This is a genomic window from Collinsella aerofaciens, assembly GCF_902501475.1.
Lineage (GTDB): Bacteria > Actinomycetota > Coriobacteriia > Coriobacteriales > Coriobacteriaceae > Collinsella > Collinsella aerofaciens_AL.
The window spans coordinates 113,188-125,591 of sequence record NZ_CABWIF010000033.1; the positions used below are offsets into that span (position 1 = coordinate 113,188).

The following is a 12,404-nucleotide window of genomic DNA, read 5'->3' on the forward strand; positions in this document are numbered from 1 at the left end:
TCGCCTCCTACAAAAAGAGGGAGACCCTTGAATCCTAAAACTCAAGTGCCTCCCACATATGTGCTCTATGAAGGGTGAATTACGCGTTCGCGAGCGGGCGTACGCTGACCCTGTGCTTGATACCCTTGTGGAACTCAACGGTACCGTCGACCAGCGCGAACAGCGTGTCGTCCTTACCACGGCCAACGTTCTCACCCGGGTGGATGTGCGTGCCGTGCTGACGGACGAGAATCGTGCCCGTGGTTACCGTCTGGCCGGCATAGCGCTTCGTGCCAAGGCGCTGACCGCGGGAGTCACGGCCATTACGGGAGGAACCGAGTCCTTTTTTGTGTGCCATTGTGTATACCTACTCTTTCGTTACGAGTGTAATCTACTCGGCGACGGAAGCCTCGGCAACAGCCTCAGCCTCTGCCTTGACAGCCTTCTTGGCGCGGGAGGTAGCCTGGACCTTCACGATCTTCAGCTTGGTGAGCTGCTGACGGTGACCCTTCAGACGACGATAGCGCTTACGCTTGTGGAACTTGAAGACCAGCTGCTTCTCGCCCTTGAACTGCTCAACGATCTGAGCGGTAACCTTGGCCTTGGCCAGCTTGTCGGGATCGGTGACGATCTTCTTACCATCGTTGAGGAAGATAACCGGCAGGGTGACCTTGTCGCCCTCATTGCCCTCGATCTTCTCGACGGTGATGACATCGTCGGTGGCGACCTTGTACTGCTTGCCGCCCGTGTTAACGATTGCGTACATGTTTACTTGCCCTTCATGCATCAGTTAGTGCAACAGCCGAATATAGTAGCAGGCGAAAATAACCCCGTCAACGAGTATGTGGAGCAAATCCACAAGTTCGCACAGGTATGGGGCTGACGAGTCGGCCCTCGTCGTCCTCGCATGCTTGATTCTGACGCTCGACATCGTAGGAGCAGATGGTCACGAGGTCTTGCATACCGGTGGAAACAATAGGTGCATCCACGCCCGGGGTCAAGCCCTGCAACAAAACATCAGCAGCAGAAAGCAAAATTTCCGGACGCATGGAGCCCTCGTTGTCGGCATGGGTGTCGAGCATGAGCACCAAATGGTCCGGGCGCTCCCCCGCCGTGAGCTCATAGCCCACGAGCGTGTGATCCAAATCCAAGCGCTTGCTCTTTTTTCCGCGCGCGTAGTCGATGCCATGGTCCGCGCGCAGCGTGTCGATCGCACGACGCACCTCGTCGGCGCTTACGGGCGCCTCGGGATCCAAGTGCAGGTCGATGCGATACGACAGGCGCGTGAGCTGCGCCGTCAACGCCGGCGTGCGCACGTCGATGTACGCCGCCTCGATGGGCGCCAGATCGGCCGGAGACGCCGCAGCCAGGCGCCCAAACGCCTCGTCGAGCGCCACGAACTCGGTCATAAACAGGTCATACCACTCGCAGGTCGACGACGTACCCACCGGTAGCGCCGAAGAAAAGCCCACGCGCATGTGCGGAGAGAAGCCCTGCGTGACGGCATAGGGAAGTCCCGCACGGCGCACGATGCGCTCAATGGTATGGATTACTTCGAGATGGCCCAGGTACTTAAGGCGATCGCGCTTGCCATAGCGAACACGAAGTCTAAAGAGCGAGGGGTTGTCGGTCAGGCGCTCACTCATGCGCGATCACCCATCAATACATTCTTGGCGTGGAGCGTAGGGCAGATCCCGCAGCCGGTGCACGACGTGCGGGTGCAGTCGGGAGTCGTGACGCCCTCGAGCGAGCGACGGTACTCGCGCTCGAGGAAGCCGCGCGTGCAGCCGGGGCTCACGTGCTCCCACGGCAGGCGCCAGTCCAACTCGTAGGGCAGGTGCACGAGTTCATTGAGGTCGATGCCGTTTTTGGCAGCAGCTTCCTTCCAGTTATCGAGAGAGAAATGCTCTACCCAGGCGTCAAAGCGAGAGCCCGAGCGCCAAGCATCGATGATGACGGGCGTCATGTCGCGACCGGCGCGGGAAAGCGCGGCCTCGATGAGCGAGGTCTCGGCATCGTGGTAATGCACGCGGACGGCACGGTTGCGAACGCTCGTGATAAGCAGCTTCTGGCGACGCTTGACGTCGTCGTAGTCGAGCTGCGGGCACCACTGGAACGGCGTGGCAGCCTTGGGGATAAAGACCGAAACCGAGATCGACACCGAGATCGAGCCGCGACGAGCCTTGGGCACCACGGAACGACCGAGCTCCAGCACGTGATCGGCCAGATTGGCGATGGCCACGATGTCCTCGTCGCGCTCGCCGGGAAGGCCCATCATAAAGTAGAGCTTCATGCGGTTCCAACCGGCCTCGAAGGCCGCCTTGGCCGCACGGTCCAGGTCCTCCTCGGTCACGTTCTTGTTAATGATGTCGCGCATGCGCTGGCTGCCGGCCTCGGGCGCGAACGTCAGTCCGCCCTTCTTTTCGCCGGCGACCGACTCGGCCATATCCACGCCAAACGAATCCAGGCGCTGCGACGGAATAGACACGCGAATACCCGTATCCTCCAGGCGACGGTTGAGCCTGCCGAGCACGTCGCGAATGCAGGAGTGGTCGGTCGTGGAGAGCGAGGTCAGCGACACCTCGTCATAGCCGGTCTTTTCCAGACCCTGAATCACCGACGAGACGATCTGGTCGGCCGAGCGCTCACGCACCGGGCGATACGTCATGCCGGCCTGGCAAAAACGACAGCCGCGGGCGCAGCCGCGCAGGATCTCGATAGACAGGCGGTCGTGGACCAGCTGCGCATAGGGCACGCACGACTGCGACAGCGGATTCGTGGCGCCGAAATCCTCGACGACGCGCTTGTAGACCACGGTCGGCGCATCCTTGCCCTCACGCGGCACGGTGTAGCCATGCGGCGAGCAGGGCTCGTCGTGACAAACCTCATAGAGCGACGGCACGTAGTTGCCGGCAATGGATGCAAGCTGCTCAACAATCTGCGCGCGCGGGACTCCTTCGTCACGCAGACGGCGATGCAACTGGCAGGTCTCGAGCAGCGATTCCTCGCCCTCGCCGATGAGGATAACATCGAAGAAGGCCGCGTACGGCTCGGGGTTGTACACCGAGGGACCGCCGGCGATGATAATGGGGTCGTCTTCACCTCGGTCGGTCGCCAACAGCGGAATGCCAGCGAGGTCGAGAGCCTCGAGGAAGTTCGTCACCGCCATCTCGTGCGGCACATGCAGACCGACGATATCAAACGAAGCGACCGGCGCTGCACCCTCGAGCGAGAGCAGCGGAATGCCCGCCTCGCGCATGGCGTCACCCATATCTGGCCACGGCACATAGCCGCGCTCGCAGGAGATGCCCTCGGCCTGGTTAAGGATGTTGTAGAGGATGGCGATGCCCTGGTTGGGCAGACCAACCTCGTACACATCCGGGTAGATCAGGCAGCAACGGTAGTCGGCATCGGCCTTGGAAAGCGTACCCCACTCGTGATCGATATAGCGGCTCGGCTTCTCGACCTTGGCGAGCAGCGGCTCAATTAAATGAAAACAGTCTTGGTATGCAACGCGCAACGGAAAACCCCTAAGCAGCGAGATCTGATGCGTCCTGATAGGACGCCATAGGACGGGTAGCGCCCGCGACCGTGGTCACCAGATCGCGAACGCGGGAGAACGTGGCAGTGACCACCTCGTTGGCACGGCTGTAGTCGACATCGCGCTCGTAGAGCGAAACGAGCGCACGGCCCATGCCATAGGTGCCCGCGGCAGCAGTGAGCGCCTTGACGGCAAACCCAATATGCGGCGTCTGCTTGACGAGCGCGCGGGTGACCGCGCGGATCACAAGACCGCCGGCAAGCACGCCGGCGACCTCGTAGCCGCGCTCAGGCTTAATGCCGCGTCCAAAGACGGCAGCGAGCTCAAAGAGCATGCCCACCTGCGCCAGCGCCATAACGGGATAATCGGCGCCCGGCAAAAACACCAAAGCCCCGGTCGCCATATTGGTGAGCGCACACGAGGTGATGATACGATTGGCCGCCGCGATGCGCATGAAGGCAAAGTTCGCCGCAAAAGCCGTTTCCTTGTCGGTGCGATCGAGAATCCAGCGGGCAAGCGTCTCGAGCAGATACGTCTTATCGGTTGCCGCCACCACACCGAGCATGGGCGTGGACTCCTCGATAAACGGCACCTCCACAGCAGACTCGGCAAGCACGCACACGGGCGCGCCGGCGATCACGAGCTCCTGCACGGCACTCTCCAAGCGGTCGGAACCACACGAGAGCACCAGCACCACATCGGTATCGGTCTTTGGAGCAATTCGCTCCTCCCCCAGACGCTCGACGCGCACAATGCCCGAGGTCGTCTGCGGCACAAAGGCGTCACGCACCGTCTCGGCCAGAAAGCGCGAGGCGGACGAATCCAGATAGACCGAGACGCGCACCGGCGTATCGGAATCCTTCTTAACGGACGCGCCCATCTTAAAAGCGCGGGTCAGCTTATCTACGGGAATTTTCATAGCAAACCCCTCCAGCGGTTACGCGGCGCCCGAACGATGCCGCCATATGGATTGTACGATACCCACCGTCAGCAGCTGGATCATCATCGAAGACGAACCAAAGCTAATAAACGGTAGCGGAATACCGGTAATCGGCATCATGCCGATGCACATGCCGATGTTCTCGAAGGTCTGGAATGCCCACATGCCGACGATACCTACGCACGACAGACGCAGGAACAGCGACTCACACTTAAAGGCGACGCGAATCGTCGAAAAGATCAGCAGCACGTAGAGGCACAGGAGCAAAAAGGAACCGCAAAAGCCAAAGGTCTCGGACAGGAAGGCGAAGACGAAGTCGGTGTGGAACTCAGGCAGAAAGCCGCCGGCCGACTGCGTCGCATGCCCCAGGCCCTTACCAAAGAAGCCGCCCGAGCCAACGGCGATAAGCGACTGCTGCAGGTTGTAGGCATCGTCCGAATCGGCATTATCGGGGTCGATAAAGACCGTCAGACGGTTCATCTGATACTGCTTGATGAGCACATCGTGGCCGAGCAACGAATCAAAGACCGAATCGAGCGCCAGGACGAGGGCCACCAGGCCCACGAGCAGGGCCAAGGTCGACAGCACCCATTCGCGGCGTGCACCGCTCATACAAATGACGATGGCGCCCGAAACCAGCACGACCAGACCCGAGCCCAGGTCGCCCATGGCAACGACGGCCAAAAACGGAATGGACAGCATGCCGCAGAGCTTGACGTAGTCACGAACGGTATCGATGCGACCGTTATACTGCGAGCCAAGCGTAGCAATAAAGAAGATGGTGATGAGCTTGGCAAGCTCAACCGGCTGGAATGTCAAGCCGATACCGGGAATCTTGATCCAGCCCGTCATGCCCAGACCGCCTGTATAGGACAGACCCGGAATCTTGGGCGAGAGGATCACGATCAGGTCGATGACGAGCAACGCCGTCGAGAAATTGGAAATACCGCGCAGGTCGGTACGCCAGACCAGCACCGCCAGCACCGTACCGATTCCAATTCCCAGCAGATGGCGTGAGAACGAAGCATCGGCCTTAAACTGCGAAGCCGACCAGATAATGATGGCACCGTAGGCGACGAGGGCCACAGTAGCCACGAGCACACCGATATGCACCTTTTGGCGAAACGTGCCGCGCGAGGCCGAAAGTTGCTTGTTGACACGGTCCAGGCTGCTGCGAGAGCCGGTCTTGGTTGAACGGAACAGATCCGCCGGAGAAAAATCCATCGCAACCTCCTATCGAACCGAAGAATCGCCCGAGGCCGAAGAGGTATCGGGCTCGTCATAAATCACGCCGAGCACGTCGCGCACGACATGCATCGCGGTATCTGAGCCGCCGCCGCCCTGCTCCAGTACAGTAGCGATGACATACTTGGGATCATCGGCCGGTGCATAGGCGCAGAACCACGCGTATTCGTCCTCGCCGCTTTTCTCGCCCGTGCCCGACTTGCCGTATACCTGCGGCGTCAGGGTGCCAAAGTGAGCCGCCAGGGACGTCGATGCCGTGTAAATCACGTCGTGCATGCCGTTGCGAACAAGAGCCAAATCCGAATCGCTGTTGATCTTGGCCTCCAGGCGCTTCTTCTTGCCCTTGCCGTTGTACTTATAGGCATCGCCGTCGCCATCGCGCGACACGGCAGACAAAAACACGTGAGGCACGTACTGTTTGCCGCCGTTGGCAAGACCCATATAGGCACACGCCATCTGCAGGGGCGTCACCAGAATGTCGCCCTGACCGATGGCAATGTTGGTCATATCGCCGGCATTCCACTTGCGGTCCTCGGCAGAGGCGTCGGTGAAGTACGACTCTTTCCACTCGGCATCGGGAATACGACCCGCGCCCTCACTCGGCAGATCGATACCGCAGGTTTTGCCTAGACCCCAGCGACGAAAGACCTCCTGCAGGCCCTCGGGATGTTGCTCGTCATAAAAGAACGCCTTGCCCATGTCGTAGAAGACAGGATCGCACGAGTTGGCGATACCCGACTGCAGCGTCATGGTGCCGTGGCCAGACGTCAGCCAGCAGCGCTTGCCCCAAGCCTTGCCCAGGCCCGTCCAATAGCCCGTGCAGTTGGTTGTCTGCGTTGAAGTGTAGGTTCCAAACTCAAGACCGGCCAGCGCCGAGAGCGGCTTAATGGTCGAGGCCGACATGTACTGTCCGCTAATGGCGCGGTTGAGCAGCGGGTGCGAACCCTTGTCATCATTGAGCTCGGTCCACACGTCATTTGAGACGCCGCCGATAAAGACGGACGGATCGAACTTGGGCTGGCTCGCCATGCCCAGGATCTCGCCATTGTTGGGATCGAGACACACCACAGCGCCGTTGCCGGCATTGCTGTAGCCAGTGGTCTTGGCAAGCTCGATAGCGCTCGCCAGTGCCGTCTCACAGGCCTGTTGGATCTTAAGGTCGAGCGTGAGCTTAATGTCGGAGCCGGCCTTCGCGGGCACGGCGCCGGCCTGACCGGTCACATTGCCCGAGGCATCGACCTTGACGGTCTGCTCGCCACGAATACCTTGCAGCAGGTTTTCGTAGTAGCTCTCAACGCCCGCCTGGCCCACGATATCGCCCGACTGGTACGTAATCTTGCCAGCAGAAGCATCATCATCGCCAGAGGTTTTCTTATTCTGGGCCTCGAGCTGCTCGGAGGTAATGGTGCCGGTATAGCCCAAGATATGGCATGCCGTCTCGCCGTATGGATACTGGCGTTCGGTACGCTCGGCAATCTTGACGCCCGGGAACTCGCCGGCGTGTTCCTTGATATAGGCAACCGTGGAGCGACGGACGTCCGTCGCGATGGTATGCAGGCTCTGAGCGCCCTCTGTATTGTCCTGAATATTGCGAAGGACCGCCACATAAGGCATTCCAAGCACGTTGGCAAGATGGCGAACCAGAACCTCATCCTCGGCAAGGTCGCGGTAGGCCACGACAGCAAGTGAGGGACGGTTCTGGACAAGCGCCACGCCATTGCGGTCGAGGATGCGGCCGCGCACAGCGGGTGTGGTAACGGTGCGAGTCTGATTACTATTGGCCTGCTTCTCGTAATAGTCCGACGAGACCATCTGCATGCCCCACAGCTTGACGGCAAGCGCCGCAAACATCGCGCCCACACCCGTGGTGAGGATGGAAAAACGGCCCTTAAAGGCGGTCGCCGCGGTATTGCCCTCGCCCTCGGTGGCGCGCGGGGCCGTTCCATGCTGCGTATCGTAGGTAAAACGGGAATCGCCGCGACGCATGATGACCAGCGCGACCACGATGGCCACAACCAGCACGATACCGGCGATAATAACCGTCAACTGGGAAGACATCTACGGGCCTCCCCTATTTGAGCTTGCGGGTCTTGGGCTTAAAGCGCATACCCGCCTGGCGTCCGCCACGTGCGGAGAATCCATAGCCGGACTGCGGCACGACGCCGGACATCAAAAACGGAATGGCAACCAGACCCGTCAGGATCGAGGACGGCAGCGCATGGCCGAAGATCGCCACGACAAAGCTCGTCTCCAAACCCATAAACAGCAAGATGATGCTGTAGATCACATTAATGACGAGCGCAAAGGCGCCCACAGTGACGCCGCGCGCACTCGGGGTACCGCCCGTCTGACCGACGGCGCTGTGCACCAGGGCAAAAGAACCCACGGTCAGCAGGAGCGACATAACGCCCACCGGCACGGCAGCGGACAGGTCATAGAACAAGCCGCTGCAAAAACCGCACACGACGGCACGGGTCGGGTCGCCCGAGAACACGCTTAGGCACACCAGGATAATCATGAAGTTGACACGACCGCCCGCAATGGAGATCTGCGGTGCCAGGCCTGCCTGCAGCAGCACGCACACAATGGCGGCGATCACAAACGTGCGGGAGCTCATCCCCTGCTCGTGTAGATCCATGGACATGCCCCCTATTCGCTCGAGCCGGAATCGGCCGTCTCGGACGTGTCGGAACTGTCATCCGAGCCCTCGTCCTTCGTCTTGGTTGCAGCATCGCGCGACGTTCCCTGCGGCGTGCTGTTGGCCGTGCTCACGTCCTCATCCGAGGCCGACTGTTCGTCGGTCAGCGAGGTAATGACCAGCACTTCCTCGTTGTTCTCGGCCGTGGTCTGAGCGCGCACCACAATGGTGTAGTACACGTCGTTTGCCGATTTCTCAACCGACGAGATGGTGCCGAGCGGAAGGCCCTTGGGGAACACGCCACCGATGCCCGAGGTCACGATGATGTCGCCAACCTTAACATCGGAGTCGACGCTCACGTACTCAAGACGCAGCGTGCCGTCAGCCTGACCCTGCAGCATGCCCTGGGCGCGCGTGTCCTGCACCATGGCGGATACGCCGGAGTTCTCGTCGCCAATCAGGCGCACGGTGGACGTTTTGGCCGAGACTTCGATGATCTGGCCGATAACACCGGCCGAACTCGTCACAGGCATGTTGATGGTAAGCCCGTCGGCAGAACCCTTATCAATCGTGACGGTCGAGGTCCAGGCATCACCCGAGGCACCAACGATACGAGCTGCGGTCGATTTGAGGTTGTAGGTCGACTGCAGGCCGACCAGCCCCTCCAGACGCTCAGCGGTCTTTTGAGCCTCGGAGAGCTCAGCAACCTTAGAGGTCAGTTCCTCGTTTTGCTTCTTGAACTCGTCGAGCGTGTCCTGCGAAGCCGTAAGGTTAGAGAACACGTTGCCGATCGCATTGAAGGGAGCCGCCACAGCCGAGCCCACAAAGCGCACCGGCGAGGTAATCGTCGTTACGCCCGAACGCACGGCATGAATCGGTCCTGCCTCGCCCTCGCGGATGTAAAACGTGAGCAGCAACACCGAAATCAGGCTGAAAACAATCAACGGGCGCATACCCGTTGATTGTCGCTTGGTATTCAGATTTGTGGAGAAACCCGAAGATCGTGCCAAATGGAATCCACCTTTTGGAAATTAAGCATTGGTCTGGACGAAGCCGCCATCAAACGCATTGGCCTCGAGCACGCGGGCACAGCCGTTAACGACGTTATCGAGCGCCGTAGGGCTGACGTTGACCGAAACACCGGTCTCATCGCGCAGGCGCACGTCGAGACCGCGCAGCAGCGCACCGCCACCGGTCAGCAATATGCCATAGTACATAAGGTCAGAGGCAAGATCGGGCGGCGTAGCATCGAGGGCGTCTTTAACGGCCTTGGCCATCTCGTCGAGCGGCTTGTTGAGCGCGCGACGAATCTCCTCGCTCTCGATGCGCACGGTCTTGGGCAGACCGGTGATCACGTCGCGGCCGTTGACCTCGACATCGAGCTCGTCCTTGAGCGGCACAGCGGAGCCGACCTTGATCTTGATGTCCTCTGCCGTACGCTCGCCGATGGCCAGGTTGTAGGCATCGCGAACGTGCGTGAGGATGGCCTGATCGAACTCGTCACCGGCAATACGGATGGACTGCGAGACGACGATACCGCCCATAGCGATAACGGCGACCTCGGTGGTACCGCCACCGATGTCGATGACCATGGAACCGGTGGGCTCCTCGACGGGCAGGTCGGCGCCGATAGCGGCAGCCATGGGCTCCTCGATCAGGTAGGCCTGGCGAGCGCCGGCCTGGATCGTGGCCTCAAATACGGCACGCTTCTCGACCGACGTGACGCCGGAGGGAACGCAGACGACAACGCGCGGACGCGGGGTCCACGGATAGCGCTTCTCGGAAGCCTTGTCGATAAAGTAGCGAAGCATGGCCTCGGTAACATCGAAGTCGGCGATGACGCCGTCCTTCAGGGGACGAACGGCCACGATGTTGCCGGGCGTACGGCCGAGCATGCGCTTTGCCTCGATACCGACCGCCAGGATGCGCTCGTCGTTCTTGTCGATGGCGACAACAGAGGGCTCGCGAATGACGATGCCCTTGCCGCGCACGGAGACAAGCGTATTTGCGGTACCGAGGTCGATGGCAAGATCGCCCGCATAGCTACCGAAGAACATATCCATCAAAGAAAACAACGCAACTCCTGATGTGTTGGATGATTGCTGGAAAACTACTAGCTCATGATACTAGCGCAAGCCCGGCACCTCACTTGCGGTGAAGCGCCGGGCAAAGCTAAATCCCATAAGGTCACTACTGGTTGTCAGCAGCCGAGAAATCCATATCGAGCGAGGAAACGGCCCAGCCGATATGGTTGTCGGAGCGCACGAATTTGACGGTGTACTCCTGCTCGCCGCCCTTGGACAGCGATGCCTTAACCTTGGCGGTCGTCTCGGTCATGGACTGATCCATGCCCTCGACGGACACGGTGGCACCCTGCGGAATCGAGGAGATGATCATCGACTTAACGTCCTCGGACAGGCTCGAGGCCAGGCAAGACTCGGCCTTTGCCGTGTCACCGTCGCCGGCAGCCTGGAACAGATCGGTAACGACAGACTCCTGAGACGGGAAGCCAAAGCCGCGCGTGTAGGCAAAGCCCAGACCGCCCGCGGCGATCAAAATGAGCAGAAGCAGCACAATGAAGACTTTGAGACCCGTGTGGCGATGGCGACGACGGACCTTGGCCTGCTTACGATCCTGACGGTCCTGCTGGACCATCTCGGACTCGGACAGTGTAAAGAAGCCGGTGTCCGAGGGATCGGGCATAAACTGACCGGTCGCGCCCGTAGGATCGAGCGGATCGACTGCGGGAGTGTCCATCGCGGGCGCCGGAGCCGTGGCCATAGCCGTCTGGGCAGACAGCGCGGCAAGCGAATCGTGCACGCGGGCAAGCTCATCGGCCTGCTCAGAGGTGAGCTGGTAGATGCCATCGGCAGTAGCGGCGTTAAAGGCGTCGAGTGCGTCGGAGGGACGGCCGGCGGCAGAAAGCGCCTGACCCATGCCGGCGTTGAGCGCGCGCGTGTCGTCACGGGGACCGGCAAAGTCGATAGCCGTACGGTAGGTCTCCACGGCATCCGCCGGACGGCCGAGCTTAATGAAGCAACGACCGAGCTCGCCGAGTGCGGCGGCAGGAGCCGGATTGGCGCCGTCGATGGCGGCCTGACGGAAGGCGGTTCCCGCGTTGGCATAGTCGCCCGACTGGAACAGCGCATTGCCCAGGCCCAGATAGGCCTTGAACGGCGTAACATAGGAAGCATCCTGCGTAGCGGCAGAGAACGCCTGAGCGGCCGTCGTGTAGTCGCCCACGGCGGCGAGCGCCTTGCCGCGGTTGGTGAGCAGCGCGCCGCGCTTGCCGTAGGTGCCGTCGTTGAGGGCGGCGGCATAGGCCTCGGCGGCCTCGGCATACATGCCCAGGTGCATCAAGGCGTTGCCACGAAGGTGATCGGCCTCGCCCATAATCTCATCGGGAGTCTTTGCCGCCCCAAGCATCTGGGCTGCAGCGGAAAAATCACCCGCGCGGTAAGCGGCGCGGCCCTGTTGGATCAGCTGGCTATTCAAGGAAGTCCCCTTTACTCGTGAACGATCTCGACATGGACGATCTCGTCGCCGGCACGCAGCCGCGAAATCACATCGAGACCCTCGACCGTGGTACCAAAGACGGTGTAACCGGAATCGAGGTTATGCTGGGCGCCCAGGCAGAAGTAGAACTGGGAACCCGCGGAATCGGGATCCATGGAGCGTGCCATGGCAAGGGCGCCATCGACATGGCTGTTGCGCGGATTGGTGGCAAACTCGCCCTTGATGCAGTAGCCGGGGCCACCGGTACCGGGCATGCCGTCGGGGCCCTCAAGACCGGCAGCGACGTCGGCGCCGGACATATCGCGGGTATTGGGGTCGCCGCCCTGAATGACAAAGCCGGGCACATAGCGATGGAACTTAAGGCCATCATAGAAACCCATCGTGGAAAGCTCGCAGAAGTTCGCGACATGAATGGGAGCGCCCTCGCCGTCAAACTTGACCTTGATGGTACCCTTCGACGTCTCGATAACGGCGCACTCGTCGCCGGCAAGCTGATACTCGGGCGTGTAGAGCTCTTTCTTAAAACCAAACATGTGGTTCCTTCC

Annotated in this window: 12 protein-coding genes; all 12 read right to left on the minus strand. The window is 60.7% G+C overall.

Annotation, left to right across the window (positions count from 1 at the left end):
- Window positions 1-79 precede the first annotated feature (79 nt).
- Window positions 80-337 (minus strand): 50S ribosomal protein L27, encoded by a 258-nt coding sequence (gene rpmA / locus GDJ93_RS06975; protein ID WP_006236075.1) that lies wholly within the window; start codon window positions 335-337, stop codon window positions 80-82.
- 33 nt (window positions 338-370) lie between these two features.
- A complete protein-coding gene (rplU, locus tag GDJ93_RS06980) occupies window positions 371-745 on the minus strand; it encodes a 50S ribosomal protein L21 (protein WP_152068243.1) in 375 nt (124 codons plus the stop codon).
- Window positions 746-812: 67 nt separating this feature from the next.
- Entirely contained in the window at window positions 813-1,625 is an 813-nt protein-coding gene (locus tag GDJ93_RS06985) for a TIGR03936 family radical SAM-associated protein (RefSeq protein ID WP_006236073.1), read from the minus strand.
- Window positions 1,622-3,499, minus strand: coding sequence for a TIGR03960 family B12-binding radical SAM protein (locus tag GDJ93_RS06990; RefSeq protein WP_152068244.1), 1,878 nt, complete (start codon window positions 3,497-3,499; stop codon window positions 1,622-1,624). Before GDJ93_RS06990 ends, GDJ93_RS06985 begins: the two co-directional genes overlap by 4 nt.
- 10 nt (window positions 3,500-3,509) lie before the next feature.
- A complete protein-coding gene (locus GDJ93_RS06995) occupies window positions 3,510-4,439 on the minus strand; it encodes a YcjF family protein (RefSeq protein WP_006236071.1) in 930 nt (309 codons plus the stop codon).
- 18 nt (window positions 4,440-4,457) lie between these two features.
- Window positions 4,458-5,684 carry an FtsW/RodA/SpoVE family cell cycle protein gene (locus GDJ93_RS07000; RefSeq protein WP_152068245.1) on the minus strand — a complete coding sequence of 409 codons (1,227 nt, stop codon included), beginning with the start codon at window positions 5,682-5,684 and terminating at the stop codon, window positions 4,458-4,460.
- A gap of 9 nt (window positions 5,685-5,693) precedes the next feature.
- Window positions 5,694-7,763: a penicillin-binding protein 2 gene (mrdA, locus tag GDJ93_RS07005; protein WP_152068246.1), complete on the minus strand. Its 2,070-nt coding sequence runs from the start codon at window positions 7,761-7,763 to the stop codon at window positions 5,694-5,696.
- A gap of 13 nt (window positions 7,764-7,776) precedes the next feature.
- Entirely contained in the window at window positions 7,777-8,343 is a 567-nt protein-coding gene (locus tag GDJ93_RS07010; RefSeq protein WP_118098724.1) for a rod shape-determining protein MreD, read from the minus strand.
- Window positions 8,344-8,354: 11 nt separating this feature from the next.
- Window positions 8,355-9,296: a rod shape-determining protein MreC gene (gene mreC / locus GDJ93_RS07015; RefSeq protein ID WP_152068269.1), complete on the minus strand. Its 942-nt coding sequence runs from the start codon at window positions 9,294-9,296 to the stop codon at window positions 8,355-8,357.
- 78 nt (window positions 9,297-9,374) lie between these two features.
- A complete protein-coding gene (locus tag GDJ93_RS07020) occupies window positions 9,375-10,406 on the minus strand; it encodes a rod shape-determining protein (protein WP_006236061.1) in 1,032 nt (343 codons plus the stop codon).
- Window positions 10,407-10,533: 127 nt separating this feature from the next.
- Window positions 10,534-11,838, minus strand: a complete 1,305-nt coding sequence (locus GDJ93_RS07025; protein WP_226812519.1) for a tetratricopeptide repeat protein — start codon at window positions 11,836-11,838, stop codon at window positions 10,534-10,536.
- A gap of 11 nt (window positions 11,839-11,849) precedes the next feature.
- Window positions 11,850-12,392: a peptidylprolyl isomerase gene (locus GDJ93_RS07030; RefSeq protein ID WP_152068247.1), complete on the minus strand. Its 543-nt coding sequence runs from the start codon at window positions 12,390-12,392 to the stop codon at window positions 11,850-11,852.
- Window positions 12,393-12,404: the final 12 nt, after the last annotated feature.

What these genes read in the sequence shown, in the direction of transcription:
- rpmA (WP_006236075.1), bottom strand. Translation starts at nt 337, where the DNA reads ATGGCACACAAAAAAGGACTCGGTTCCTCCCGTAATGGCCGTGACTCC.
- rplU (WP_152068243.1), bottom strand. Translation starts at nt 745, where the DNA reads ATGTACGCAATCGTTAACACGGGCGGCAAGCAGTACAAGGTCGCCACC.
- GDJ93_RS06985 (WP_006236073.1), bottom strand. Translation starts at nt 1,625, where the DNA reads ATGAGTGAGCGCCTGACCGACAACCCCTCGCTCTTTAGACTTCGTGTT.
- GDJ93_RS06995 (WP_006236071.1), bottom strand. Translation starts at nt 4,439, where the DNA reads ATGAAAATTCCCGTAGATAAGCTGACCCGCGCTTTTAAGATGGGCGCG.
- GDJ93_RS07000 (WP_152068245.1), bottom strand. Translation starts at nt 5,684, where the DNA reads ATGGATTTTTCTCCGGCGGATCTGTTCCGTTCAACCAAGACCGGCTCT.
- mrdA (WP_152068246.1), bottom strand. Translation starts at nt 7,763, where the DNA reads ATGTCTTCCCAGTTGACGGTTATTATCGCCGGTATCGTGCTGGTTGTG.
- GDJ93_RS07010 (WP_118098724.1), bottom strand. Translation starts at nt 8,343, where the DNA reads ATGGATCTACACGAGCAGGGGATGAGCTCCCGCACGTTTGTGATCGCC.
- mreC (WP_152068269.1), bottom strand. Translation starts at nt 9,296, where the DNA reads ATGCGCCCGTTGATTGTTTTCAGCCTGATTTCGGTGTTGCTGCTCACG.
- GDJ93_RS07020 (WP_006236061.1), bottom strand. Translation starts at nt 10,406, where the DNA reads ATGGATATGTTCTTCGGTAGCTATGCGGGCGATCTTGCCATCGACCTC.
- GDJ93_RS07030 (WP_152068247.1), bottom strand. Translation starts at nt 12,392, where the DNA reads ATGTTTGGTTTTAAGAAAGAGCTCTACACGCCCGAGTATCAGCTTGCC.